General features: G+C 43.6%; 24 protein-coding genes. 8 read left to right on the top strand and 16 right to left on the bottom strand.

Annotated elements, in window-relative coordinates; translation table 11 throughout:
* The first annotated feature begins 103 nt into the window (after positions 1–103).
* On the top strand, positions 104–1,903 hold the full coding sequence (locus I0P70_RS12490) for a peptidase (RefSeq protein ID WP_196118302.1): 1,800 nt from the start codon (positions 104–106) through the stop codon (positions 1,901–1,903).
* A 363-nt stretch (positions 1,904–2,266) separates the two neighbouring features.
* Here the strand turns inward: I0P70_RS12490 and I0P70_RS12485 are convergent, their stop codons facing one another.
* A complete protein-coding gene (locus I0P70_RS12485; protein ID WP_196118299.1) occupies positions 2,267–2,689 on the bottom strand; it encodes a beta-hydroxyacyl-ACP dehydratase in 423 nt (140 codons plus the stop codon).
* 240 nt (positions 2,690–2,929) lie between these two features.
* On the opposite strand from I0P70_RS12485, the gene I0P70_RS12480 reads away from it, so the two are divergent.
* From I0P70_RS12480 to I0P70_RS12470, 3 genes are all read left to right on the top strand, one after another.
* Positions 2,930–3,373: a zincin-like metallopeptidase domain-containing protein gene (locus I0P70_RS12480; RefSeq protein ID WP_196118766.1), complete on the top strand. Its 444-nt coding sequence runs from the start codon at positions 2,930–2,932 to the stop codon at positions 3,371–3,373.
* Between the two features lie 246 nt (positions 3,374–3,619).
* Complete coding sequence (locus I0P70_RS12475; protein ID WP_196118297.1) at positions 3,620–4,576, top strand: toprim domain-containing protein; 957 nt, start codon at positions 3,620–3,622, stop codon at positions 4,574–4,576.
* 345 nt (positions 4,577–4,921) lie between these two features.
* Positions 4,922–5,515, top strand: coding sequence for a sce7726 family protein (locus tag I0P70_RS12470; RefSeq protein WP_196118295.1), 594 nt, complete (start codon positions 4,922–4,924; stop codon positions 5,513–5,515).
* Here I0P70_RS12470 and I0P70_RS12465 read toward each other — a convergent pair.
* From I0P70_RS12465 to I0P70_RS12430, 8 genes are all read right to left on the bottom strand, one after another.
* Positions 5,466–6,527 carry a beta family protein gene (locus tag I0P70_RS12465; protein ID WP_196118293.1) on the bottom strand — a complete coding sequence of 354 codons (1,062 nt, stop codon included), beginning with the start codon at positions 6,525–6,527 and terminating at the stop codon, positions 5,466–5,468. The two genes, I0P70_RS12470 and I0P70_RS12465, sit on opposite strands and share 50 nt — an antisense overlap.
* Before the next feature lie 32 nt (positions 6,528–6,559).
* Complete coding sequence (locus tag I0P70_RS12460) at positions 6,560–7,660, bottom strand: HigA family addiction module antitoxin (RefSeq protein WP_196118291.1); 1,101 nt, start codon at positions 7,658–7,660, stop codon at positions 6,560–6,562.
* A 12-nt stretch (positions 7,661–7,672) separates the two neighbouring features.
* Positions 7,673–7,993: a type II toxin-antitoxin system RelE/ParE family toxin gene (locus tag I0P70_RS12455; protein WP_196118289.1), complete on the bottom strand. Its 321-nt coding sequence runs from the start codon at positions 7,991–7,993 to the stop codon at positions 7,673–7,675.
* A gap of 103 nt (positions 7,994–8,096) precedes the next feature.
* Positions 8,097–11,324 (bottom strand): type I restriction endonuclease subunit R, encoded by a 3,228-nt coding sequence (locus tag I0P70_RS12450; RefSeq protein WP_196118275.1) that lies wholly within the window; start codon positions 11,322–11,324, stop codon positions 8,097–8,099.
* 44 nt (positions 11,325–11,368) lie between these two features.
* Entirely contained in the window at positions 11,369–12,616 is a 1,248-nt protein-coding gene (locus I0P70_RS12445; RefSeq protein ID WP_196118273.1) for a restriction endonuclease subunit S, read from the bottom strand.
* Complete coding sequence (locus tag I0P70_RS12440; RefSeq protein WP_196118271.1) at positions 12,609–14,153, bottom strand: class I SAM-dependent DNA methyltransferase; 1,545 nt, start codon at positions 14,151–14,153, stop codon at positions 12,609–12,611. Before I0P70_RS12440 ends, I0P70_RS12445 begins: the two co-directional genes overlap by 8 nt.
* Positions 14,154–14,229: 76 nt before the next feature.
* Positions 14,230–14,895 carry a hypothetical protein gene (locus I0P70_RS12435; protein ID WP_196118268.1) on the bottom strand — a complete coding sequence of 222 codons (666 nt, stop codon included), beginning with the start codon at positions 14,893–14,895 and terminating at the stop codon, positions 14,230–14,232.
* The gene (locus tag I0P70_RS12430; protein WP_196118266.1) at positions 14,892–15,785 is read right to left on the bottom strand and encodes a nucleotidyltransferase; all 894 of its coding nucleotides are present in this window, start codon (positions 15,783–15,785) and stop codon (positions 14,892–14,894) included. The genes I0P70_RS12435 and I0P70_RS12430 overlap by 4 nt, the downstream gene beginning before the upstream one ends.
* 186 nt (positions 15,786–15,971) lie before the next feature.
* Between I0P70_RS12430 and I0P70_RS12425 the strand changes: the two genes are divergently transcribed.
* The gene (locus I0P70_RS12425) at positions 15,972–16,430 is read left to right on the top strand and encodes a hypothetical protein (protein WP_196118264.1); all 459 of its coding nucleotides are present in this window, start codon (positions 15,972–15,974) and stop codon (positions 16,428–16,430) included.
* A 114-nt stretch (positions 16,431–16,544) separates the two neighbouring features.
* Here the strand turns inward: I0P70_RS12425 and I0P70_RS12420 are convergent, their stop codons facing one another.
* The 5 genes from I0P70_RS12420 to I0P70_RS12400 form a co-directional block, all read right to left on the bottom strand.
* Positions 16,545–18,692, bottom strand: a complete 2,148-nt coding sequence (locus tag I0P70_RS12420; RefSeq protein WP_196118262.1) for a CHAT domain-containing protein — start codon at positions 18,690–18,692, stop codon at positions 16,545–16,547.
* Between the two features lie 365 nt (positions 18,693–19,057).
* Positions 19,058–19,483 carry a helix-turn-helix domain-containing protein gene (locus I0P70_RS12415; protein ID WP_196118260.1) on the bottom strand — a complete coding sequence of 142 codons (426 nt, stop codon included), beginning with the start codon at positions 19,481–19,483 and terminating at the stop codon, positions 19,058–19,060.
* A 302-nt stretch (positions 19,484–19,785) separates the two neighbouring features.
* Positions 19,786–20,133, bottom strand: a complete 348-nt coding sequence (locus I0P70_RS12410; protein ID WP_196118258.1) for a hypothetical protein — start codon at positions 20,131–20,133, stop codon at positions 19,786–19,788.
* On the bottom strand, positions 20,124–20,402 hold the full coding sequence (locus tag I0P70_RS12405) for a helix-turn-helix domain-containing protein (protein ID WP_196118256.1): 279 nt from the start codon (positions 20,400–20,402) through the stop codon (positions 20,124–20,126). The genes I0P70_RS12410 and I0P70_RS12405 overlap by 10 nt, the downstream gene beginning before the upstream one ends.
* Before the next feature lie 495 nt (positions 20,403–20,897).
* Entirely contained in the window at positions 20,898–21,449 is a 552-nt protein-coding gene (locus tag I0P70_RS12400) for a DDE-type integrase/transposase/recombinase (RefSeq protein WP_196118254.1), read from the bottom strand.
* A 142-nt stretch (positions 21,450–21,591) separates the two neighbouring features.
* On the opposite strand from I0P70_RS12400, the gene I0P70_RS12395 reads away from it, so the two are divergent.
* The 3 genes from I0P70_RS12395 to I0P70_RS12385 are packed head-to-tail and all read left to right on the top strand — an operon-like array spanning position 21,592 to position 23,561.
* Positions 21,592–22,104, top strand: coding sequence for a hypothetical protein (locus tag I0P70_RS12395; RefSeq protein WP_196118252.1), 513 nt, complete (start codon positions 21,592–21,594; stop codon positions 22,102–22,104).
* 1 nt (position 22,105) lies between these two features.
* Positions 22,106–22,855: an LVIVD repeat-containing protein gene (locus tag I0P70_RS12390; protein ID WP_196118250.1), complete on the top strand. Its 750-nt coding sequence runs from the start codon at positions 22,106–22,108 to the stop codon at positions 22,853–22,855.
* A 16-nt stretch (positions 22,856–22,871) separates the two neighbouring features.
* Positions 22,872–23,561 (top strand): hypothetical protein, encoded by a 690-nt coding sequence (locus I0P70_RS12385; RefSeq protein ID WP_196118248.1) that lies wholly within the window; start codon positions 22,872–22,874, stop codon positions 23,559–23,561.
* Here the strand turns inward: I0P70_RS12385 and I0P70_RS21605 are convergent.
* Entirely contained in the window at positions 23,558–23,680 is a 123-nt protein-coding gene (locus I0P70_RS21605) for a Fic/DOC family N-terminal domain-containing protein (protein WP_370583223.1), read from the bottom strand. The genes I0P70_RS12385 and I0P70_RS21605 overlap by 4 nt on opposite strands.
* Complete coding sequence (locus I0P70_RS21485) at positions 23,681–23,809, bottom strand: hypothetical protein (protein WP_255531018.1); 129 nt, start codon at positions 23,807–23,809, stop codon at positions 23,681–23,683.
* Positions 23,810–23,985: the final 176 nt, after the last annotated feature.

Genomic DNA, 23,985 nt, shown 5'->3' with positions numbered 1-23,985 from the left:
TCTTGAAGGGGGCCCTGATTGCAGAGGAGTTTCAGGCATTTATCTGATACATTTTAACAATAACAGCTATTCTATAATTTGCTGTAACCTAATAAAAACCAATATGAAAAAAATTGCGCTATCATTGGGGCTATTCGCGTTTTTAGCCTTTCAACAGCCTGTAACGGCTGGTAGCTCTCCATCGCTTACTTACCAGGTAAACCTGAACGATCGGGCCGATGATCGCTTTAAAGTAACACTGGATGTAAAAGGGCTCAAGGCCGAGAATAATGTTTACCAGTTTGCAGCAACCGCTCCCGGTACCTACCAGACGATGGACATTGGCCGCTTTGTTCACAACTTTAAAGCTTTTGATAAAAAAGGTCGTGAGCTGGAAGCAAAACAGATTAGCACCAATCAGTGGCAGCTGAGCAATCCGGCTAAAGTACGCAAGATTACCTACCAGATTTCCGAAACATGGGATACACCCGTTGAAGAAAACAGGATATACGCTATGTGCGGTACCTCGCTTGAAAGTGATCACGCCCTGATCAATGGACAGGGTGTGTTTGGCTACCTGAAAGGTATGCAATCGGCGCCAATGCGAATTAAGCTGGCGTACCCACAGGAGTGGCAGGTAGGAACAGCACTAACGATAGATAAAGACGGTTATTATACAGCAGATAATTATGATCATATAGTTGACTCACCCATACTGGCAGGTACACTCACGAAAGCTGAAACAAAGTTCAGGAATACAACGATTGACATTTATACCTACTCTAAAACAGGCTTAATTCAGTCGCAGGATCTCCTTAACAACATGACGGAAATGCTGGAGGCAGCCAATGCTTTTGTGGTTGACTTCCCCGTAGACCGCTACACTTTCCTCTATCACTTTGAAGATGAAACCTGGGGCGCCTGGGAGCACTCCTATTCTTCAGAATACGTTTACAAAGAAGCTCCGCTCACACCTGCCTATGCCAACCAGTTGACGGATGTGGCAGCCCATGAATTCTTCCACATCATTACCCCACTAAACATACACAGTGAGTTGATCGAACAGTTCAACTTTGTTACTCCTACTCCTTCTCAGCATTTGTGGCTCTATGAGGGGACCACGGAATGGGCCTCTGACATGATGCGGCTAAGAGGAAAAATGATTGACCTGCCAGCCTACCTGGAGGATATGACAGAGAAACTCATTTTCGATGACCGCATGGACAAGAACTACAGTTTGCATAAACTGAGTCTTACGTCCTATACACCGGAAGGCCAGAAGCAGTACGGTAATATTTACCACCGCGGGGCTGTAGTGGCAGCCCTTTTGGATATCCGCCTCCTGGAACTGTCCGAGGGGAAGCGTGGACTTCGGGAAGTGGTGAACGAGCTCTCAAAAGAGTACGGTCCTAAAAAGGCGTTTTCAGAGGCCGAATTCTTTAACCTTTTTGCATCCAGAACATACCCTGAAATCGAAGATTTCTTTAACCGTTATGTAAAAGGCGCAGAAACTCTACCCTTAAGTGATTACTTCGGTAAACTGGGTATCATCTATCAGGAATCAGTTAAAACAGGAAATATTAAGCCACACGTAGGGTATGCTTTCGCATTCGCAGACGGTAACATCGTTTTTACCAAGGTAGATGAAAAGCTTCAGAAAATGGGGCTGCAAAATGGCGATGTCCTGGTTGCATTCAACGGAGTAAACATAACGCTCGAAAACGCCCAGCAAGAGATTAAGAAACTATCCGCAGCCAGGCCGGGCGATGCCAATACTTACATCGTGCTTCGCAACGGTAATAAACAGGAAGTAAAGACCATCGTGCTGGAGAAAGAAGAGGAGCTAAGACACCAATTTAAGATAAACGAAGCTGCAAACCCAAAGCAGTCGGCACTCCGAAACCGCTGGATGACTAACCTATAGTAATGGACAGCGCTATCTAGTCTTATTGCCCTCCACAGTTTACCTATGGAGGGCTTTTCTTTTGCTTTAATTTTAATCTTTGTACTCGTAACTGCCACTAGTTGACCTGACACCACAGCCAACCTTCACAGCAGAAGGCTTGCAGGATCATTTTCCTTTCGCAACCCCTCCATGGTTTAGAGAGAGGGGCTTACGAAAGAAAAATGTTAAGTGGGGTTTGTCAGGTAACAGAGAATATCAGCCAACGCCCTGCCTACTACAGTTTAACCTCTGCCGACGCACTTCATATCCGCTTCAGCGTATCCTGCGATTTAAAAGCATCTTTCATTAGCAATGATGTATGGGCTATTCTCATTTTGCCTGTTAATTACCTCCATTCTGGAAACGTATACACGTCCAGGTGGCTTCTATGGCAGGTTCTCCGTCAAGGTAAGCAACACCGGATTGTTTCAGGATACGCTCACTCACCCTGAGGTTGCGGACTACCATTTCTATCTCGGCGCCGTGGGGAACAACTTTGTGGAAAACGGCAGACTCAATTGTAGCCAGGCCAAACAGCCCCTGTATGGCACTGAACTTTTTGATGCCTGCTCCACCGCATTGTGCCATAGCCTCAATCAGAATAGTGGCAGGTACAAAATCCAGATTTGGGAAGGTGGTACACAGCGTCAGGTTAGCTTTGTCGAAGGTAATAGTGCCAATGGTTTTTTCTTCGTTGCTCAGGAGAATAGTGTCGACAAATAGGAACGGTTCACGGTGTGGCAATAAATTCAGAACATCTTTCATAGTGGTGTGTATGGGGTTAGGCATATGGCCTAAGTTAACAGCCTGTTACAAGCCAAATCGATAGATCAAGATAGTTGGAAATATTTAAAAAATCTCTCTCAGGCCGTTTGTTTTATCCAGCTTTTCAAAGATTTCTACTTCCTGAAAGTCATACACGGCGTAGGCAGATAGGATATTGTTTTTTGCTGCTACCTCCTGGTGTGTCACCTGCAAAAACAGTAGTCTGCAGGTTGTTGCCCGCTGTCACTTCCCCCGTGTTGGCGGGTTCGCATCACAGGTCTGGTATGCGCCGGCCACAGACATCGTGCAGGTGCCGGATCCTATGCGCTTTGTCTCTTCCGAGGCATATCATGCCATGAGCTGATCCACGCCATCGGCCACCCCACAAGACTTAACCGCTTCTCAGAGGATGAAAAGGCCAGCCGCTTCGGCGAGGAGGCCTACAGCAAAGAGGAGCTCATTGCCACGATGGGCGCCAGCTTCCTCTGTGCCTTCACCAGAATCCGGGAGGCAGTTTTTCAGAACTCGGTAGCTTACCTGCAGGGCTGGATCAGCCGGCTCCGTGAAGATAAGGCCATGATTATCTACGCCGGCACCAAGGCCTTCAAAGCGGCCAGCAATATCTTGACCCTGAAGGCCGAATCAGATAAAGGAGCACCACTTGCCAATAAGCAGGCCGCTTAGGGAAACAGAAGGGCTTTCCGGTAAAACGGATGGCCTTATTCCATTATTCTTATTCGACTCAAATAAACGATATAGATAAGCCCAGTAACAAGTTTAATCAGCTCACTTAAACTCTATTGCACCGCATAAATTTTTTCCCAATTGTGTATCGCATTGTGAAAAAACTTAGTGCTGCCCCTCGACCTTTAAAAGGAGTCAACAACCTGAAACAATGTAGACATTCACAGGCTTCAAATACAAGAAAAGATGAACATTCAACAGATCAATAACGAAATCGCCATCACCGATTTCCTGGCCAGCCAAGGCATACAGCCAGCCTACAAAAGGGGCTGTGACTGGTGGTACATCTCCCCGGCCCGCATGGCCGAGCGCACCCCCTCCTTCAAGGTCAACACGAGACTGAACCGCTGGTACGACCACGGTAGTGGGGAGGGCGGCAAAATCTTCGACCTGGCCATGCGCCTGCACCGCACCGCCTCGATCCGGGAAGTCATCCAGCTTCTCTCCAGGCGGACTATTGCTTCAACAGCAACATCCACTCTAGAAATACAACTACTTAGGAAACAAACTAAGGGGGAAGCTCCGGCTGTCACATCAGCACCCTCCACTGGTATCAAAATACTAGAGGCAAAGCCCCTGGAGGACAATACCCAACTGACAAACTACCTACAGCAGCGCGGCATCAGCCTGCGAACGGCTGCTCCCTTTTGCCAAGCGGTCAGCTTCTCCATCGGTACCAAGCAGTATGAAGCAATCGGGTTTGCCAATCGCTCGGGCGGCTATGAGCTGCGTAACGCCTGGTTCAAGGGTTCCTCCTCCCCAAAGGACATCACCTATATCCATCAAGGCGCAAGCACGGTGTGCCTGCTGGAGGGCTTCATGGATTTCCTCACGCTCCTCGAGCTTCGGCCCCGCCTCCAAGCTAGCTCCAGCTTTCTCGTTCTCAACTCTCTTGCCCAGATAAGCAAGAGCCTGGACGTGCTTGGCCGGCACCGGCGAGTACTCCTTTTCCTGGATCATGATCAGGCGGGCAGAATGGCGAGTGAGCAACTTCTCCAGTCAGTGCCGAACTGCCGGGACCTCTCCCCCCTCTACCAGAACCACAAGGATGTAAACGAGCTGCTGGTGGCAAAGCCGCATCAGGCGAAGCGACTTTTGCAAGGAATCAGCGCTTGGAAAGTAGCTAAGAAGAAGGGACTTTAGAAGAAGAGAGCAATTCTATGTTTTTATGCAGGGATTCGAACTTCCCACATAGCCTATTCATTATCAATCTTATATTGCACTTAAATTTAGCGGCACCCGAATTTGCCTCCTACCGAGGATTTAATCCTTTCTATGAATAGAATTACAACTTTAAAATTCTAGTATCAAGCTGAGAATGTAAAAATTTAGACATTTTACTCTTTGTTAGTTACATGTAAGTTGAGTGGGAAAACATTGCATTTACTATCCAAGCGCTACTTATTGCTTGGACTTGTCAGCTTAAAAAAATTGTTTACCTTCGCTTATATACAATATTTGCTACATTAACAGTATTTAGCAACTGCTATGTTAGATCGGGATATACGCGCAGCTTTGAGGGAAGAGTACTTGCAAAAGTATTATCAAGATTCAGACGCAAAGGTGGTTGAAGAATGGCCTCTTTTTGCCAATAAAGCCAGGATTGATATCGCTGTTATCAACGGACACCTTGTAGGTTATGAAATAAAGAGTGATAGAGATACTATAGCGCGCTTACCAGATCAGCTAGCAATTTATAGCCAAATCTTTGACTACATAACAGTAATAACAGGCCCTAAGCACGTCGATAAGTTACTAAATTTCCTACCCCATCATTGTGGGTTGATCGTTGCAGAACCTACCGAGAGTAAGGATATTAGACTTTCTACCATAGTCGAACCATCAAGAAGCCCGGAACAGTCTAAATTCAAATTAGCCAGTTTACTTTGGCATGAAGAAGCGTGTCTCTTGCTAAAAGCTGCAGGATTAGGTAAAGGCGTTAGAAAGAAGCGAGTTAAACAGCTTTGGAAAGAAGTGGCTGAAGCCTTCACACTGGATGACTTAGGTTCACACGTTAGATCAATGCTTAAGGCTAGGGAAGCTTGGAAAGAGCATCAAGCACATGAACAATATGATGGTTAGTGCCTACAGCTCTCCATGTAGTATTGTTGCCTGTTTTGTTCAGAGATCCTTGGTAACAGTTAAAGATATGTTTGTCACCCCAACTAAAATCTGACCCTTGATAAAAACTTTCCTCTATTAATAGTTCGCTCAATTTTCTGTGCTGCTCTTTTGTTGATTCATCTTCTTCTTCAACATCCGGTTTGATCGCTTTTATTATAGCAAAATAGCCTTCCATTGAATACCTAATATTTGATGGGCCGCTAAACCCTGACCCCTCCTGTCGTTCAGCTGTATTTATGGCATAGTCCCCATACCTTATACCATCTACCACACTTACAACTTTTGTAAAGATTGTCCAGTCACGCCTTTGAATGTACTTAAATTGCCAAGGCTCCATGCCTGCCAGAGAACCTGGAAAAGCACCGGCAGCTAGTACTATGGTATCAAAGTTGAAAGCTGTTTTTATAGCTTGCAAGAAATCACAAATCGGCTTAACAACTTTATCAACTTCAGTAGCACTTACATCTTCTAAATCTACCAATAGTATTACTTGGGCTTCTGTTAAACCCATCGAATCCATAACCTGCTGAATCAACTGGACTGTATTGGGCCTACTAATGTTCATCCAAGTTAATTTTAGACAAACTTTCTTAGGTCTATAATCAATCTCTAAGAACGATTGATACAGCCTAGAATGATAATTAACATTGATAAGCGGATAGAACTCTGGAATCGAAAACAAGTTACTTACAGAGAGGGAGCGAATAAGTAGCTTTTCTAGCTCTGGATTCAGGTTAACGCTACTAGTATCAAGGATATATGGCATTCCATGTGTACTATCTTTAATTTTAGTTGCTGTATCTGAAATATATTTCTGATCAACAGCTCTTGGAGGCTTATTGCGTGGCTGGCTAGGGTTAGTCAATTGAAAAACTGGTGTTATTGAAGCGCGTTTTGTTGTGCCCAATCTTCCTAGAGCATTAAGTTCACCTTCCTTAGCTTTTAATATAGGGAAATAAGTGCGTTCCATGACAGTTGCTATATTCTCGTTAAATTAACATTCTACTTGATTTCCCTAGAAATAGAACTCTCCCAAGCGTATCGCTTAAACTCATGGCAGCGCATTCCCACTAAAACTGAGGGATGTATACCAAGTTGCTGTGCTCTTAATACAACAAAGTCATCTCTCATCCTATCAACAGATGACATGAATTCATCCCATGCAGCAGTAGAAACAAGCATAGCGCTTGCAGCCTTATTAGCTTGATCCTCTATGACATTGATTTCATCCCCGTCTTCATCTAAATCCAGATCTAAGAAATCTTTTTCAGGATGTTTAATGAGGTGTTCATAAACATGAGCTAACTCATGAAAAAGATTAAAAGCAAACTTATCTAGATGTCTATGTCTAAGTGTGAGGACAATCGCAGGATTTTTGCCACTCCAAAAGCACAATCCGTCAACTGGAGTTTTATCAGGTTTTGGTAATATTATGAATTTGATTCCTGCTCTTGCCAGTAGGCTTTTTACTGTCTCAAGTAAATTCTCATTATATTGGATAGCTCTTCTTAAATCCTCAACTAATTGATTTTTAACAACTGGATTGAAAGCACATACCTCTTGCTTTTCAGCTAAGAATTTAGCGGCATATACCCATCCTGTCAAGTTCTTCTTATCAACTTTGAGTTTTCTTGATTTTCTGAAATATGCGGGCTCATAGGCTTCTACTCTTTGTTCTATTATCTCTGGTGTTGAAGCATTGTAAATAGATAAAACTAAATCAATATCCTGTTGTGGGTCATTTTGAAGAATTCCTTGTGAAATAAAATACTTATAAGGAATAAAATTTTTAACTAACTGCCACTGAGCAACTTTCTCAGCCTTTTTCTCTTTTGATTCCTTTATCCTTGCAAGATCAAGCTCGTAATTCTTTTGCAGGTTCAGCCAGTATTCGGCATCTACTCCTAAAGCAGCTTCGAGCATTACAGCAAGATCAGCAGTAATATTGCGTTTCCCTTTGATTACTTCGTTCAGGAGTGAGGGTTGAATACCTATTTCAGCTGCAAGAGAACGTTGAGTAAAGCCCGCTGCTTCTAACTCATCCTGTACGATGGCACCTGGATGTACAGCTACTGCCGGAACTAGTTGTTTTATATTTCTCATTTTGGTGTGTCTTTACTCGTAATGTTTGCTAATTTCCTCTAATTCAAGAAGCTGAACTTCAAATGGGGGTTCTGTATTTCTAACTATATCAAAGATTAATCTGTACTGGTCGTTGATTCTCACTGAGAACAGCCCTTGAAGGTTTCCTGATAAAGCTTCAAAGTTGAGGCTCTTGAGTTGGTATATCTGCTCAAACACCGTAATACCCTCAAGCTTTTTAACCGTCTTGACGTACTGATTGACTAAAGACTGATTCGATTTAAATCGTTTCTCTTTGCTTTTTTTACCTTCATATAGGTCCTCCAAGTACTGCTGCCTAAACTTGATCTCCATAATGATAACGCCAATATAGCTCACTTTGTTCACAAATATGTGAACATAATTTTAACAAACCAAACTAGTCACACAAAAATTATATTAAATTACTCTAAAACTTCTAAGCTGCAGTCAACTCACTAGCGATCATCTCCGCCTGCTTTAGCACCGTCTCGGTAGCGAGCATCTGCATATCTGGTGGGTACCCAAACTGGCGTAGGGTTCTCTTCACGATCACCTTTAGCTTAGACTTTACACTCTCTTTGATAGTCCAATCTATAGAGGCATTCTGCTTTACTTTTTCAGTTAGCACTACAGCCAGCTCGCGTAGCTTGTCCTGCTGCATTAGCTCTTTGGCGCTTTCGTTATTGGCTACTGCTGTGTAAAAGGCATACTCAAAATCAGTTAGGCCGAGGGCTTTGGCTTCACCATCTATTTTGGTTATTTCTTTGCTGAGCTTTATCAGCTCGTCTATCACCTCAGCTGCTGTTAATACCTTGTTGTGGTATCGTTTGATAGAGTTTTCCAGCATTTCTATCAGTGTGCGGCTCTGGATCAGGTTCTTCTTTGACCTTGACTTGATCTCGTCGTTAAGCAGCTTTTTAAGCACTTCCAGCGCAATGTTTTTGTGCTGCATGCTCTTCAGCTCCATCAAAAACTCTTCTGAAAGAATGGAAATATCCGGCTTCTTAATACCAGCTGCGTCAAATACATCTATCACCCGCTCCGAAACCAAAGCCTTATCAATAACCTGCCTTATGGTTGTTTCTATCTCTTCATCGGTTCTGCCAGAGCCGGTACCATCAAACTTAGCCAACCGTGCTTTTACGGCTTGGAAAAAGGCAACCTCATCTTTGGCATCCATAGCCTGATCATGAGGTATGGCGATGGCAAAAGCTTTGGAGAGAGCTGTTACTTCGTTTATAAATCGCTTCTTGCCGTCTTCCAGACCGAGTATATGCTCTTCGGCAGCCAGTATCAGCGATAGCTTTTTAGATGTGTCTGCTTCAAAGAACTCTTCATAGGCAAAGCCATGGAACATCTGCGAAACTACTTCCATCTTCTCCAGCATCAGCTGAACTGCTTGCTCCTGCAAGATGGTAGGATCGCCTTTGCCACCGGCATCGGAGTAGAAAGAAAGTGCTTTCTTAAGGTCAGAGGCTATGCCTAGGTAATCTACTATCAAGCCGCCTGGCTTATCTTTGTACACGCGGTTTACACGGGCAATAGCCTGCATTAGGTTGTGGCCTTTCATCGGCTTGTCGATGTAGAGCGTGTGCATACTTGGCGCATCAAAACCTGTCAGCCACATATCACGCACGATTACCAGTTTTAGCTCGTCTTCCGGATCTTTCATGCGGTCGGCAAGCTTGCGGCGTTGCTCTTTGGTGCTGTGGTGTTTTGCGATTAAGGGACCATCAGAGGAGGAAGAAGTCATTACTACTTTGATCACACCTTTTTTCAGGTCATCAGAATGCCATTCAGGTTTTAGGGCGATGATGGCTTCGTAAAGCTCGGCGGCAATGCGGCGGCTCATGGCCACGATCATGCCTTTGCCTTTGAATACCTCCTGGCGTTGCTCAAAGTGCGTTACAATGTCTTTGGCGATGTTGTTAATGCGGTTCTTGCTGCCAATAAGTGCCTCCAACTGTGTCCACTTGGCTTTGGCTTTTTGGGTGGTGGTCAGGTCTTCCTGATCCAGTTCATCATCCAGATCATCTACCAGCTTTTTACCTTCTTCGGTAAGCGCCACTTTTGCCAAACGGCTTTCATAGAAGATACGAACGGTAGCACCATCTTCAACGGCCTGGGCGATGTCGTAAATATCTACATAGTTACCGAACACAGCAGGCGTGTTTACATCGGTGCTTTCTATGGGTGTTCCGGTAAAGCCTAAGTAAGTAGCGTTGGGTAAGGCATCGCGCATGTATTTAGCAAAGCCATACACGGTTTTGATGCCGATTACATTGCCTGCCTCGTCTTTGGCATCAACGGTTTTAGCCCGGAAGCCATACTGGGTGCGGTGCGCTTCGTCGGCTATGACAATGATGTTGCTGCGGTCTGTAAGCTGATCGTACACGTTGCCTTCTTCAGGTTGAAACTTCTGGATTGTGGAGAACACCACACCACCGGAAGCTACTTTCAGCAAGTCCTTTAAATGGTCGCGGCCTTCAGCTTGTACCGGCTCCTGACGAAGTAGTTGCTTGGAGGCGGCAAAGGTATCAAACAACTGGTCGTCCAGGTCGTTGCGGTCTGTGATGACCAGCAGGGTTGGGTTATCCAAGGCAAGTACGATTTTGCCGGTATAGAACACCATGGAGAGCGACTTACCACTGCCCTGCGTGTGCCATACCACACCGCCTTTACGGTCGCCAAGGGCTTGTTTCTTTACACCAGGCAAGCCGTAGCTTTCCGGTGATTCTTTGGCTATAGTTACAGGAGCTTTTGCAGTATAACCTGCAGCTCGCATGGTAGATTCTACGGCTCTGTTTACAGCATAATACTGATGGTAAGCTGCTAACTTCTTTACTGTAGAAATGGTGGTTATACCTGTGGCTGTGTCTTCTTTGGCAGATTTCTCAAAAACGATAAAATGCCTTACCAGGTCTAAGAGCGTTTCCTTGTTGAGCATGCCCTGGATCAGAGTTTCCAGCTGACTTACCAGGTGCGAGGCTTCTGCTTTGCCATCGGCTGACTTCCATGCCATGTAACGGCTGAAGCCTGCCGATAAAGAGCCCGCCTTCGCCTCCAGGCCATCAGAAATAACGGTAATGGCATTGTAGGTAAACAGGCCAGGTATAAGCGCCTTGTAGGTTTCTATTTGTTTGTAGGCAGACTTGATGGTTGCATTCTCGTCGGAAGGGTTTTTAAGCTCTATTACTACAAGCGGAATACCATTTACAAACAGGACCACATCGGGGCGTTTGTTGTGGTTGTTTTCTATAACCGTAAGCTGGTTGGCAACTACAAAATCGTTATTGAGCGGGTTTTTAAAATCTATGAGCCACACGCGGTCTCCGCGGTCTTCGCCATTTATGCGCTTGGTTACCGGAATGCCCTCGGTGAGCAATCGGTGAAAGTCTTCGTTGTTTACCAATAGCTCGGGTGAAGCAATGCGCTGTATCTCTTTTATGGCCTCTCGCTGCGCCTCTACCGGAATGCCCGAGTTAATTTTATACACCGCATTTTGTAACCTACTAAGCAATAGCACCTGCGCATAGCTCGCTCGCTCGGGCGTTTCACCATCGGAGGCTATATCAGGGGCATAGATATAATTGTAGCCCTGCTTTTCCAGCAGCTCAATAGCAAAAGTCTCTATGGTACTTTCAGTTATTTTAGTTGTGCTCATAGGCATAGCTTATAGGCGCCTTTTTGCAAATTCCGGGAAAACTCTTAAAAAAAGCTTGCTTCTTCCGGCTGTGGTTGCAGTTCAACGGTAGCCTGCCCGCTCATTAGTTTTGGCAATAAGGTGTCGCGTAGGTTTGTAAGAACTTGAATCTGAGATTGATTATTTAATAATTTAAAGAAGTATGCCGATACTTCATTTTCAAACCCTCGGATTTCGTCTTCTGATGGAATTGAAATTTTTATTCCTTTGAAAGTATTTGTTGTGATTGTATCAAACACGCTCCCATATGCTGCAGAGTTTAGCTCCTCTACCGAATGATTAACCAAAAGATATGTAAAGAAATAACAATCTTTCACTTTAGGCTTTATCCCATAATTTGATTGACTAAAAGCCATTGGTTCAGAGAGAATACAATATTTCCCAACAGTCCCTCTTGCTGAAATAACAGTTGCAAATTTTGGCAATAGTTTAGCAGAACTATTTCTCAGCCCCTCTTCTGTTATTGTCTTTTCTGATGTGATAACTATTGATTTGTGATTTGTAGAAATGTCCCCTCCCGAAAGCCACTTTATATTACCGTTCCAGTATTCTGCTACTGATGTTTTTGGCGTTCCTCCTCCAATCAACTCAATAGCGTCATAAAGAGTAATTCCCTCCCAATTCTCCTTAGCTTCTACCACAAACCACTTTCTAAAAAGGGTTTCAGCCATAGCTTCTAAGGCAGCATTTTGGCGGTGCAATAGGTTTATTTTGTCATCTAAGCTTTTGAGTACAGAGGTAATGGCCTTTCTTTCAGACTTCTCTGGCCATGGAATAAGTATTTGCTTAAGCTCTTTTAAATTTAGAGTAGCTTGAACAGTAGTATTACAGGATGATAATAAAAGGTGCTTTACTCCTGGACTCTGTATAGCATAGGATATATATCGTGCATCGCTTTTATCTTTTAGCTTAAGTACGCCAACTGCGCGAGCTACATTCCAGTTTTTCATTTGCTCTGGAACTACTACAGATAAACCTGGGGCTCCAACTAATACAACTAATAATTCTCCTCCCTGAAGTATGGTTCTCTTATATGTTGCATTTACTTCTTCAGTAATATTACAAATATTGGTAGTATCGATTTTACCATTTCTTATATCTCCAGCTCTGATCAGTGGTACACCATTAGCTACGAACTCACCTGGATACATTACTCCAACAGCAATGCCTTTATCTTCAATTAAGTTCTCAATACTTTGGGTATCCCAATGTAGTGGCAATTGCCCTATTTCTGTTTCTTTCCACTCACCCATTTATTCTCACTTTTGAAAGGTTAGCAGCAATTATTTCATTTAGTTGGGTCTCTTCCTGTATCTGCGTTTCTAGTTTAGCTCTTAAAGCAGCAAAACGCTCGTCAAAGTCAAAGTCATCTTCTTCGTCGGGTAGGCCAACGTAACGGCCTGGTGTTAGCACATAATCCAGTTCTGCTACTCTGCTTATAGGTGCAGCCGCACAGAAGCCAGGCATATCCTGGTAATTGCCGTTAGGGTTTCGCCAGTTGTGGTAGGTATCGGCAACCTGCTTTATGTCGTCAGCAGAAAGCTCTTTTGTACGGCGGTTAATTAAATATCCTAAGTTACGGGCATCAATAAAGAGTATCTCCTTGCTGCGGTCACGGAACTTACCATTAGTGCGGTTCCGACTCATAAACCAAAGGGCAGCCGGTATCTGCGTATTCAGGAACAGCTTGGCCGGCAGGTTTACAATACAGTCTATTAGGCCGTTTTCCACCAGTTCTCGGCGTATGTCGCCTTCGCCACCGCTTTTAGAGGTAAGCGCACCTTTTGCCAGCACCACACCAGCTTGTCCATTAGGAGCTAAGTGATAAATAAAGTGCTGCAACCAGCCAAAGTTGGCGTTTCCGGTTGGGGGCGTGCCATACTGCCAGCGGCCATCTTTGCGGAGCAGTTCACCGCCCCAATCGCTCACATTAAACGGAGGGTTGGCAATAATGTAATCAGCCTTTAAGTCTTTGTGGGCATCATTCAGGAAAGAGCCTTCGTTGTTCCATTTTACCTGACTGCTGTCTATGCCGCGTATGGCTAGGTTCATTTTAGCCAGTCGCCAGGTAGTCTGGTTGCTCTCCTGTCCATAAATAGAGATGTCGTTTATTTTGCCGCTGTGCTCCAGCACAAACTTTTCGCTCTGCACAAACATACCACCAGAGCCACAGCAAGGGTCAAACACACGGCCTTGGTACGGCTCCAGCATTTCTACCAGCAGCTCTACAACGCTACGTGGCGTATAGAACTGTCCGCCCTTTTTGCCTTCTGCCAGCGCAAATTCTCCCAAGAAGTACTCAAACACATGACCCAGCACATCGGCACTACGGGCTTTGGCTGTACCCAGCGCAATGTTACCTACCAAGTCTATCAGTTCACCTAAGCTGGTTGGGTCCAGGTTTTGGCGTGCGTATACCTTAGGTAGCACCCCTTTCAGCGATGGGTTTTCGTTTTCAATGGCATCCATGGCCTCATCTACCAGCGTACCAATATTTGGCTGCTTAGCATTTGCAAGTAACTTAGACCAACGAGCGTCTGACGGCACGAAGAACACGTTTTCAGCTTTGTATTCGTCACGGTCTTCCGGATCAGCACCAGCATATTCCCCCTCTCCTGCTTCCAGCTTTTGATAGTGGTCTTCAAAGGCATCAGATATATATTTCAGGAAGATCAGGCCAAGTGCTACGTGTTTATATTCAGCCGCATCAATATTCTTACGGAGTTTATCAGCTGCTTTCCAGAGCTGTTTTTCTAAAGGCTCTTCAGCAACTACTTTTTGTTTTGCCATTATTAGGTAAGTACTATTTAAAAATTCAATAGATGGTGTGGTGTCACAAAATTTTGCGGATTATATAATGGGAGTCTTAACTACCATTATTTCTTATGCTGCTTACAGGATGAGGGCCTAATTCAGATGGATATGAGTCTAGCTTTTCATCTTTCCAAAATTCTACTTCAATATGTCCAGTTGTTTTTCTACCAGTCCAGTATCCACCGACTAACTTCTTGTCATTTACTTCAATGATATCAAAGAGCATAGTGCCACAATGCTGTGGGCTACGTTGCTTTACTGTTTCTATTGGATTACTATCGTATGTGTAACATAGGCGCTTTACTTGATTTACCTTATCAAGTATAAAGTCACTACTAACACTTCTGCTTGTCATCTCTGCAGTTCTCATCACACAGCTTATGTTAATAAACGATTGATCAATTGTGAGTATAACCGGGATTGGAGCAGGGCGTCTTCCTGTTGCTGGGTCTTCCCAAGTAGACTGGATAAATCCTTTCCACGTACCATTAAGATTTGGAAATGGTACAAGCCAAGGATGTAGGCGCTTCCACTTCCAAACATACGTTGTAAATAAAAATATCAGAATAATATTTATCGTAACAACTCTAGGAAGTATTTTGACGATAGTAGATAAGTTAAAAACAGCAGTATCTGTAAATATAAACAGCAGGTAAAATACGATAAAAGAAATTCCTAATAAGATATAAAGGAAACTCTTAAGATTTAGGTTCTTCATTTTCCGAACTCTAAATAATTCCACATCTGAATCAGGTAAGTATTAACATCCTGCCGTGACCATTTTTTGCCTACAAAAAGATACAGAAGCTCTGACACTTCTCCCCATTCTTCACATGAAGCATCATCTTTTGTACTATTATAAAGGTGAATTATTGACTGTCTGAGTCTTTCTGTCCATGTTGGATAATCATTAAAAATGTTATTTGGTACATTCCATACTAAACACTCTAATAAAAATGATGTGATATTATCGCTCACGTCAATACCATCATCCATCATACTATATCTAACTCTTCTGTAAAGTCTAGTTAATCTCTTAAATCTTCTCTGAGTTTCGCTGTTTTTTAAAATACCATTTTCAATATGTTGTAGTGGATAATTTCTGATCTCTTTTCCAGAATCACTTATAAATTTTACCCCCTCAACAAAAGATCCATCTGCAGAATACCTTCTGAGTAAGAATGTTGGTACAACATCTGCTTCAACACGATAGGTGTTCGCCTCTATTGTTATACACTTATCATTTCTTGTTACAGACGATCTACCAAATTTATTAACTAGCGCTGTTTCTACAGCATCTTTAAATTCTGAGTAGGTGTAAGTTGCAGGACTATTGAGTGCAAAATCAGAATTGGTTTTACCTGTAGGCAAGTCATAGAAGAATGCATCTTCATACCTTACATTAATGTCTATATCACTATTAAGTTTAACATTAGTATCGTTTGCATAAGACCCTTGGCCAAACACACGAATGGACATATTCCTTAAGTTATCACAAGCATCTATTGCATCTTTCACCATTTTATGGGCGTTGACCAACTTCGTTTCTTCTGAATCACTAGGAGGCTTTCTCCAGTTATTGAGCTTCTCTTCTGAAAATTTAGGCATTACCCTACACACTTTATATTATATCTTGCTAATATAGCAATAAAACCTTGTTCAACTCTTCAAAACTTATAAAGTGAATCTTATGCACCGAAACTCCTAAATTTAGTAGTATCATTATATTACTTTACAGAGCCACATTTAAGGAAAACCCCATAAATTTGACTCTTATAAAAAATGTTATTTGCTATGAGTCTAATAAAACTACCCGCCATTGTTAAATTAAAAAGCTCTGAGCCTTATGATGAAGCTGCTTTGAAGTTAAAATATGAAAAATATATATTTAACAAGGGGGATGCTTTAGATTTAAATGCATTTCAAAACTTTATAGACTACATTTCTGCAAATGAGGAGCCAGATGGAAAACTCACGAAGGGGTTAATTAGAGTTGGATGGAACAGGATAATAGTGAGCATAAAGAGTTCAATTGAGCTAAACAGTAACTCGGCTTTAGATGAAAACCATCTGCCATATAGCGCTACCTTAGTTCAATATTCTATTGATTATCTTGTAATTGATAACCCAAGGGGGAGCGAATATTTAGTAACTGAGGGCTGGAATTTGAGCAAATATCAAGGTGGTGAAAATGTAGATGCATACTTAGTCGATATAAATGGGACAGAAGTAGTAGAATACAGGCCAATTTAGTAAAGAAACCCTATAGCTTTAGTCTGTTGATACGTTATGATAATATTGCACTCTATTGCAACAAATTACAACGAACCTATTTATATATTCTCTTTCAGAAGATCCAAGACAACATCAATTATAAAATACTCCTGAACCCCAGTAATAAATATTATCTCGGATATTTTTATCTAAGTTCACTAAAAGCCTTACAGCTTCACCTTCTGAATCGTACTTTTCGACTATTTCATCAATAATCCGAAACACATCTCCATTACCCTTCAATATAGTCTTTACTGTGAGTTCATAAGCCTCCCAGTAATTTTTACCTCCAGAGATAAAGTGTGCATATACAAGACCATATATCAAAGCCGATTCTATTTCAATCGGCCAAATATGCGATAGTACAGCTTGAGATGCGCCACATATACTAGCTCCAAAACCAATATCATATAAAGCGTTAAGAGTTGAGGCTGTAGCTCCGTCACAAATATTCAAAAATATCATTCTCTGCTTGTCTGAGCCTGAAATGGTATTCTGTAACTCTGATAATTCTATTGTATATTCTGGCAATATCTCTATAGTTGATTTGTGAGGCAGCTCATGATTGTACTCTCCATGCGTGGCTAACCATATCAAGTCATATTCGCTTGAATAATACTTCATCAGAAAGCTTTCCTTTGTTTCTGACAAGATATCTGCAACCTCCACTTCAATACCAGAAGCGGATAAGATACCTCGTACTAATTTAGCCTCAATATCACTAGACCTTGTTCCAAAACACCACAAAAGCACTTTATTACATTTTCGGGAGGGCAAAGATTTTTCTAATGACGCATTTATAGGTAGTGTTGTACCCATGTATTTCATCATGAGTGCTTGAATAGGATGTTGTAATCCAGGCAAAACAATCATTGATTCTACAGCATTCAAGCTATCACTAGTTAATTTATCAAATTGATAATGATTTATGAGCTTGCTTTCAAATTCCCTGCCGCGAGATTTTACAGGAACACCAAGGTTCTCTGGTTCTTCAAGATTAAAGCCCGGGAGATCATCCAGAATAACTTTGGCACTTAAAAACCTATTACTTTCAACAATCAAATCAACAAAGGTTTGAGAAAAGTTATTTTCTAACTTTTCAAGAGAAGTATCACTTGTTAATAAGACACCTCTGTCATAGTTAACTACTATAAAGAGTTGATGTTCTAATGCTTGTAGCTCCTCATCTACACCAGCGTAACTACAAAGTACTTCCGAGGCCAATTTCGCCTTTCCTTCTTCTAAACACTTTTTTATTAAGCCTCTTATAACTCCAAAGATTTTAGCTCTCTCATACTTTGCTTCGATAGGGCTAATGTGAGAAATACTGTCTTTATAGGTACTAATCGCACCTAACATTTCACTAAAATCTGTTTCTAGTTCATCTAGATGATTTGTATAGTAAATTGAATGAAGATGTAGTTTATCATGTTTTCCTAAAAGAGTAGCAAAGTGATCTAACCCAATTTTAGCCCATACATCAGATTTCTTTGTAGTGAACTTTGCTCCACCTGTTGCAAGCTGCATAGCAATTTTTTTTTGGTTAAGCTCCGAGACTTGTGGAAATATAAATTCTACACTTGTCGCCAAATCAGCAGCTGTGTCTTTCTTATTATTAATCGCCCATGCAAGCATATGGCAGACTGTATTTATAAATTGATCTTGCCCTAATTCAGGGGGTATTCCTTTTCTAAAATAAGACTTAACTAAAATGATAAACCTATTATAGTACTCATCTGCAAACTCCTTCAAACCTCCGCGATGCCAAGAGTAGTAGAATAAATTTCCCAACCAATAAAATATGACGCCAAGTGCATTCTGTGAAATAAACTCATTCTTTGAATTAAGAAAATCAGTTAACCTTTTATCATCAAATTTAACTTCATTACCATAATTAATCTCATCAGATAAAGTCCAAATAAGCCAATCGTGCGCATTTTGAAATAAGGATTGATGACAATTAAGTCCCGCAGCTGTTGCCGCATTTATAAATTGTAGGTAGTTAAGCTTTTCTTTTTCTACATCTGAATAGTGCCTTTTCGCTGCTATACAATCTTCTAAAAAGATTTTACTGACTCTATTAAAATCTTCGATTTCCACTTGAGCTATCTGCTGTAGCTCAGTAGCTACCATAATATCTATTGTTGCAAAATCTACATCAGCGAATTCAGTCTGCCATAAATTAAGTCCCTCTTTACTTGATTCATTGTAAAAATTGGGGAAAGTATCTTTTAAAATCATTATATATTGATGCTATTCAGACCGTGTTTAAAGTCAACAGTTTAGCTAGCAACTAGTCTTACTGTAGGTGCTTTATCTCAAGGTCAAAAACTAGTCAAACGATTTGAAGTTGTTAGGAAAAGTTGTGATAGAGAGTATGCTTATTCTAGTGTTAAGCTTAGTTCAAATTAAAATAATAAAGGACTTACAATAAACCATAAGTCCTTTATTATCAATAGCTTTATGTTAAAATAAGGGTCTCCAGCTCAAACATAGGAGACATATATAATTTTTTAGGCCAATTTTTCTATGTATAAATATAGTCTAGTATGGAATTAAATTTAGAACCTAGTAATTAGTAAGCTTATAGTTTACATATCGCATAGTTAATTTTCAAATCTCTGGCTCTTTAGCATCCTTTCCAACAGCTCATTTTTTTCCCGCTCAGCTTTCAGTAATGCATCATAAAGCTCCACCACTTTCTCAATAGGGTTAAATGTGCACTGATGGTAATCAAGTTTTTGGCTAAGTGTCCCTGAACCAGAGTTAGCTCCTTCATAGTTGTTCTGGATGTTATAGATAGCATCCTCTGGTGTAAAATTTACTATTGCTTCCGGTGTTACACCAAGTGCCTTGGCAACTTTCTCCAATGTCACCATATCCATATCTTCTTCCTGCTCGATACGGGAGATGTTCTGCTGCGTGGTGCCCAGCTCGCTGGCAAGAGAAGCCTGCTTTATACCCAAGGCTGTGCGCATTCTGCGGACGTGTTCGCCCAGGTGGATCGGTCGTTTTCTGGCTGCTGTTTCCATATAATTAATTTACGAATTTCTTCTTAAAATACCAATTAATGAATCCCTTGTTTTTCACAAGCCGAATATTGTCTTTTACAAGTGCTCCACCTTGCCATTTAGCGTCATTTAACTTGTGCCTTCGCTGATTGTATCTTCAGGCTGATAAACAACCGCTATAAAGATAGGAGGTATTCGGAGCAAATCAAAAACGGGTAAGCCCTGTCTGCTCTCCGGATTCTTTTCAGCTTTCCATGGCTGATAACGGGGAAGCCGGGAGGATGCGGCAGCGCAGTTAACTTACCGGCCGCTCCACTCACAGCTCAGTTCCAGGGAAAACCCAGCTTCATTAGCGTATCATCCGACACTATTCCGGTTGCCGCTCCCGCCTTTGCCAAGGGCCTGATGTACACCAGGCTTTTACAGGCGAGGTCGTAGGAGGGCAGGTAGTAGAGGTAGCCCCACTTGTCCAGCTCCCGGAGGCAGCGGTGGTAGGTGGGGCGGGATCTGATACGCGCCCACGCCATCACCTCTTTCCTTTTTACCCGGAAAGCCCCACCGCCCTGGCTTTGGACCAGCAGGGCCATGTAGAGGTTCAGGTGTGGGCGACGCAGGCGCCTGTCCCCTCCCGCTTTCCTGTAAAAGCCCATCATTTGAACGCTTACTTCCATGACCGCACCTCCTTCCCGTTCAGCAGCCTGGTAATATCTTCCTGACGGTAGTAGTGGGTGCCCCCGACCTTGACGGAGGGCAGCGTGCCCTCCACCCGCAGCTTCTGCAGCGTGGAGGGGGAGACCTGCAGCATGCGCCGAACCTCGGCGGACTTGAGCACCTTCCTGGGTACCTCGGCCTGTTGCTTGCCGATCAGTTTTGCCAGGTCCTCCAGCAGCTGCCGATGGGCCTGGAGCAGGTCCTGTTTGGTGATGATTTCTACAGCCATCGTCTTATCTTGTATGGTTACAGGGTGAAGATGCCCTCTTTTTCCTTCCCCTTTTCACAAGTTGAACCCAACTTGTGAAAAACAATTTTACCGAGTAGAATACAAGCAAGATACCATTCCTTCAGTGTTAAAAACCTCTATATTCACCTGAACCGGGTATTCCTACAGAAAAGCAGCCACATCATCAGCTTTCACCTCGCCCCGGCCGAGCTTGTGTTATTCTCTGCACCGTGTTCCCAGATTTATCATAAAACAGGAGTAGGTGACACGCTACAATCACTAACGCCTCAGAAGCTTGCCCCCTCCTGCGGCAGGGAAAACACGCTGCGGTCTGGTGCAGCGAGCAAGATGTATTTTTGTATACAAAAAGCGGTCCACGGGTGTCGGGCCCTGTGGAGCTTACCTCGGAACTCGGCGCTTCTCTTTTTAGGTTGGCAAAGGAGCAGCAGGATATGCAGCCTGCCAAAACAGCGACAAACCTTCTTGGCCTGCACCCTACTGCACGGGCACCTCCTTTCCATTCTTGTCAGGGTAATGGTTTTTCCAGTGCCTCTTCAGCTCGCCGGTCCTGCCGTGCGCCTCCACAGGCATGAGCATGTCCACGCTTGAGTGTGGGCGCTGATAATTGTAGATGCTCACTGCCGTGGCCACGGCTAGATGGGCCGCCGCGAAGCCGGGGTACACCGTCTCCAGGAGCTCCTGCTTGAGGACGCCATTCACCCGCTCGGCCAGCGCATTCTCCAGCGGGTCGCCGCTTTGGGTCATGGAGATGGCGATGCGCCGCTCCTGCAGCAGCCTAACATACCCTTGGCTGCAGTACTGGATACCCCTATCAGAGTGATGGGTCAGATAGCCTTGCATGGGGCAGTTGGCAAGGACCATCTCCAAAGCCCGGATGCATCCCCCGGCGGCAAGATCTCCGCTTAGGTAAAAACCGACGATCTTGCGGCTGTAAGCATCGGTGACCAGGCTCAGATAGGCAAAGCCTTCCTCCAAGTGAATATAGGTGATGTCACTCACCCAAAGCTGCCCGGCTGCCTTGGGCACAAATGGAATATCATTTTCTGCCTTAGCATGTAGAGGCGCGTGAGGATTATTAAATTATTATTAAATAAAGAACATAGTGAATTATAATAAGTAATCAATATATTTAATGGATAGTCTTCCCAGTTATAATCCTTTCACTAATATGAGAAAACAAGCAAAAAACTTTCTGCTGCTGCTCCTGATGCCGTTGCTCTGTTCCTGCCCGGGCAGCGTAGATCCTATGCCGGAATCAGCTTATGCTCCCATTCTGATGAGCCGGCAGCAGCTCGAGTCCTCCATTCTAAAGAAGGAGCCACGGACGATCTCGAACCCTGGTAAAATTTACCGCTACGGCAGCTATATACTTATAAACGAGCAGTACAAAGGCGTGCACATCATCAACAACCAAAATCCGAAGATGCCTGTGAATATGGCCTTTATTCAGGTGCCAGGCTGCGTGGATATGGCCGTGAAAGATAACGTGTTGTACGTGGATAATGCCGTAGACCTTGTTGCCATAAAATTAAGCGGGATGGAGGATATTCAGGTTGCCAAGCGTGTGCGCGATGCGCTGCCAAGCCTGTTGCCACCAGATAACCTGGAAGTATACTATAACAGGGCAGGCGCTCCGGAAGACGCCATTATTGTAGGTTGGGAACTTAAAAAGCCGGAATAACATGAAAAGACTTCTACATATCGCGTCTTCCGTTCTGGTTTGCATGGCAGCCATTTCCTGCACCAGCGATAACGCTGCCTCGCCCTCGGCGGATGGCGCACAGGGCCAGGGTGGTTCTATGGCCAGGTTTGCCATCAGCGGAAATCATTTGTATACGGTAGATCACTCAAGCCTGAACATTTTCGATATTAGCACACCCGAAGACCCACAGCAGGGGCAGTCGCTTCCGATAGGGTTTGGCATCGAAACGATCTTTCCTTTTGAGGATATGCTTTTCATTGGCACCCAAACAGGCATGCACATTTTTAGCGTCAAAAACCCGGCGTTTCCCCAGCATATCTCACAGTATCAGCACGTGGTGAGCTGCGACCCCGTGGTGACAGACGGGCGCTACGCCTACGTTACCCTTAGCACCGGCACTGCCTGCAGGTTGGCCATAAATGAGCTGCAGGTGATTGATCTGCAAAACATAAACGATCCGACACTCCTGAAGCAGTACAGCATGACGAACCCGAAAGGTTTAGGTATAGCCAACACTAGGCTATTTGTATGCGACGAAGGGCTGAAAGTATACAATGCTACCGATGTAATGAACCTGGAGCTGGAGCACCACTTCCGGATAAACGCTTTTGATGTGATACCGGATAACGGCAGACTGCTGGTTATAGGCAGTGATGGCCTTTACCAGTACCAGTATGAGGATGAGAAACTGGTGTTGCTGAGCACTATTTCAATCAAGCCGGCTATCTAGCCCAAAACAATCTCTTATGATGCTAAAAAGGGTTGCTGTTGTCCTTATACTTCTTTTTTTCTCTTCTCTGCTACAGGGCAACGCACAGGCTTTAGAGGCTTCTTCTGATAAAACCATAAGTATAAAATTCAGTCCGCAGCATTTGCTTATTAACGGCTTGCACCTGTACCTGGAGCGCATTCCGGAGCAAGGGAGCAGGCATGGCTTTGTTTTCTCACCACGGGCTTATAATGGTAAATCAAAAACCGTGGATCTTTTTGCGGGGCGTAATTGGGAAGACAGCGAGGAAGACCGTGTGTTAGGTTATGGTGCAGAGGTGCAGCACAAAATCTACATAAACAACTACACCAACCCAGATAAAAGCAGGGTGTACTTGGCCTATGGCGTTAATTACCACCATTTTAATTTAGAGTTCAAAAGAGAGGGCTGGGTTAAAGAAATGGACCCGGAGGGTTTGGAGGTATACAAATACCGCCTCCGGCCTTTTAACGAGAAGATCAACCGCATAGGAGGGGTAGCTTTGTTTGGCCTGCAGGTTCCTGCATTGGATGGCCACCTCCTGTTTGATTTTTACTCCGGGGCAGGCATCAAAAACAGCTCTATCCAAACTGATTATTCCCATGAGCGCTACAACAGAAATGCCATGGACTATGGCTATTCCGGCTTGCATTTGCTGCTCGGGATAATGATCGGGGCGGCTTTCTAAACTTTTTCGCGAAGCTTGTCATGCGTTGTGATGATATTCTCAACCTCCGAGCTGGCCTGCGCTTCCTTCAGCACAATGGCGTTGATGAGGCTGCCCTGGTTAGGGAGTGTCCGTGCCAGTCACTTGAGCTCGGCCAAAGCAACGGCCGCCTTGCTCTCTTGCTTGAGGACAGCGACAGACTCAATTTGATCCTGTAGCGGAGGGAGTGGTAGTAAACTGTTATAGGGTTTGCCGGTTCCTAATTTCATAGGCTTGATACAATATGAGACAAAAGCAGAATTTTTGGTACATGAATCATAGTATATGTACCACAATGGTACACGTTCTTCACTTCATGTCCCAACATAGTACATGAGCAGTGTACAGCCTGATGGCAAGTGCCGCTAAGTTTTACCTTTATAGTAAATTTAGTGCCTGCTCTCCA

This window comes from Pontibacter sp. FD36 (assembly GCF_015686655.1).
GTDB lineage: Bacteria > Bacteroidota > Bacteroidia > Cytophagales > Hymenobacteraceae > Pontibacter.
This window is presented reverse-complemented; position numbering and strand designations above follow the sequence as displayed.

Coding starts and splice junctions, on each gene's coding strand:
- I0P70_RS12440 (WP_196118271.1), bottom strand. CDS start 14,153: ATGGCAAAACAAAAAGTAGTTGCTGAAGAGCCTTTAGAAAAACAGCTC.
- I0P70_RS12445 (WP_196118273.1), bottom strand. CDS start 12,616: ATGGGTGAGTGGAAAGAAACAGAAATAGGGCAATTGCCACTACATTGG.
- I0P70_RS12420 (WP_196118262.1), bottom strand. CDS start 18,692: ATGATTTTAAAAGATACTTTCCCCAATTTTTACAATGAATCAAGTAAA.
- I0P70_RS12430 (WP_196118266.1), bottom strand. CDS start 15,785: ATGCCTAAATTTTCAGAAGAGAAGCTCAATAACTGGAGAAAGCCTCCT.
- I0P70_RS12415 (WP_196118260.1), bottom strand. CDS start 19,483: ATGGAAACAGCAGCCAGAAAACGACCGATCCACCTGGGCGAACACGTC.
- I0P70_RS12485 (WP_196118299.1), bottom strand. CDS start 2,689: ATGAAAGATGTTCTGAATTTATTGCCACACCGTGAACCGTTCCTATTT.
- I0P70_RS12425 (WP_196118264.1), top strand. CDS start 15,972: ATGAGTCTAATAAAACTACCCGCCATTGTTAAATTAAAAAGCTCTGAG.
- I0P70_RS12470 (WP_196118295.1), top strand. CDS start 4,922: ATGTTAGATCGGGATATACGCGCAGCTTTGAGGGAAGAGTACTTGCAA.
- I0P70_RS12475 (WP_196118297.1), top strand. CDS start 3,620: ATGAACATTCAACAGATCAATAACGAAATCGCCATCACCGATTTCCTG.
- I0P70_RS12490 (WP_196118302.1), top strand. CDS start 104: ATGAAAAAAATTGCGCTATCATTGGGGCTATTCGCGTTTTTAGCCTTT.
- I0P70_RS12465 (WP_196118293.1), bottom strand. CDS start 6,527: ATGGAACGCACTTATTTCCCTATATTAAAAGCTAAGGAAGGTGAACTT.
- I0P70_RS12450 (WP_196118275.1), bottom strand. CDS start 11,324: ATGAGCACAACTAAAATAACTGAAAGTACCATAGAGACTTTTGCTATT.
- I0P70_RS12460 (WP_196118291.1), bottom strand. CDS start 7,660: ATGAGAAATATAAAACAACTAGTTCCGGCAGTAGCTGTACATCCAGGT.
- I0P70_RS12395 (WP_196118252.1), top strand. CDS start 21,592: ATGAGAAAACAAGCAAAAAACTTTCTGCTGCTGCTCCTGATGCCGTTG.
- I0P70_RS12410 (WP_196118258.1), bottom strand. CDS start 20,133: ATGGAAGTAAGCGTTCAAATGATGGGCTTTTACAGGAAAGCGGGAGGG.
- I0P70_RS12435 (WP_196118268.1), bottom strand. CDS start 14,895: ATGAAGAACCTAAATCTTAAGAGTTTCCTTTATATCTTATTAGGAATT.
- I0P70_RS12455 (WP_196118289.1), bottom strand. CDS start 7,993: ATGGAGATCAAGTTTAGGCAGCAGTACTTGGAGGACCTATATGAAGGT.
- I0P70_RS12390 (WP_196118250.1), top strand. CDS start 22,106: ATGAAAAGACTTCTACATATCGCGTCTTCCGTTCTGGTTTGCATGGCA.
- I0P70_RS12405 (WP_196118256.1), bottom strand. CDS start 20,402: ATGGCTGTAGAAATCATCACCAAACAGGACCTGCTCCAGGCCCATCGG.
- I0P70_RS21485 (WP_255531018.1), bottom strand. CDS start 23,809: ATGAAATTAGGAACCGGCAAACCCTATAACAGTTTACTACCACTCCCT.
- I0P70_RS12385 (WP_196118248.1), top strand. CDS start 22,872: ATGATGCTAAAAAGGGTTGCTGTTGTCCTTATACTTCTTTTTTTCTCT.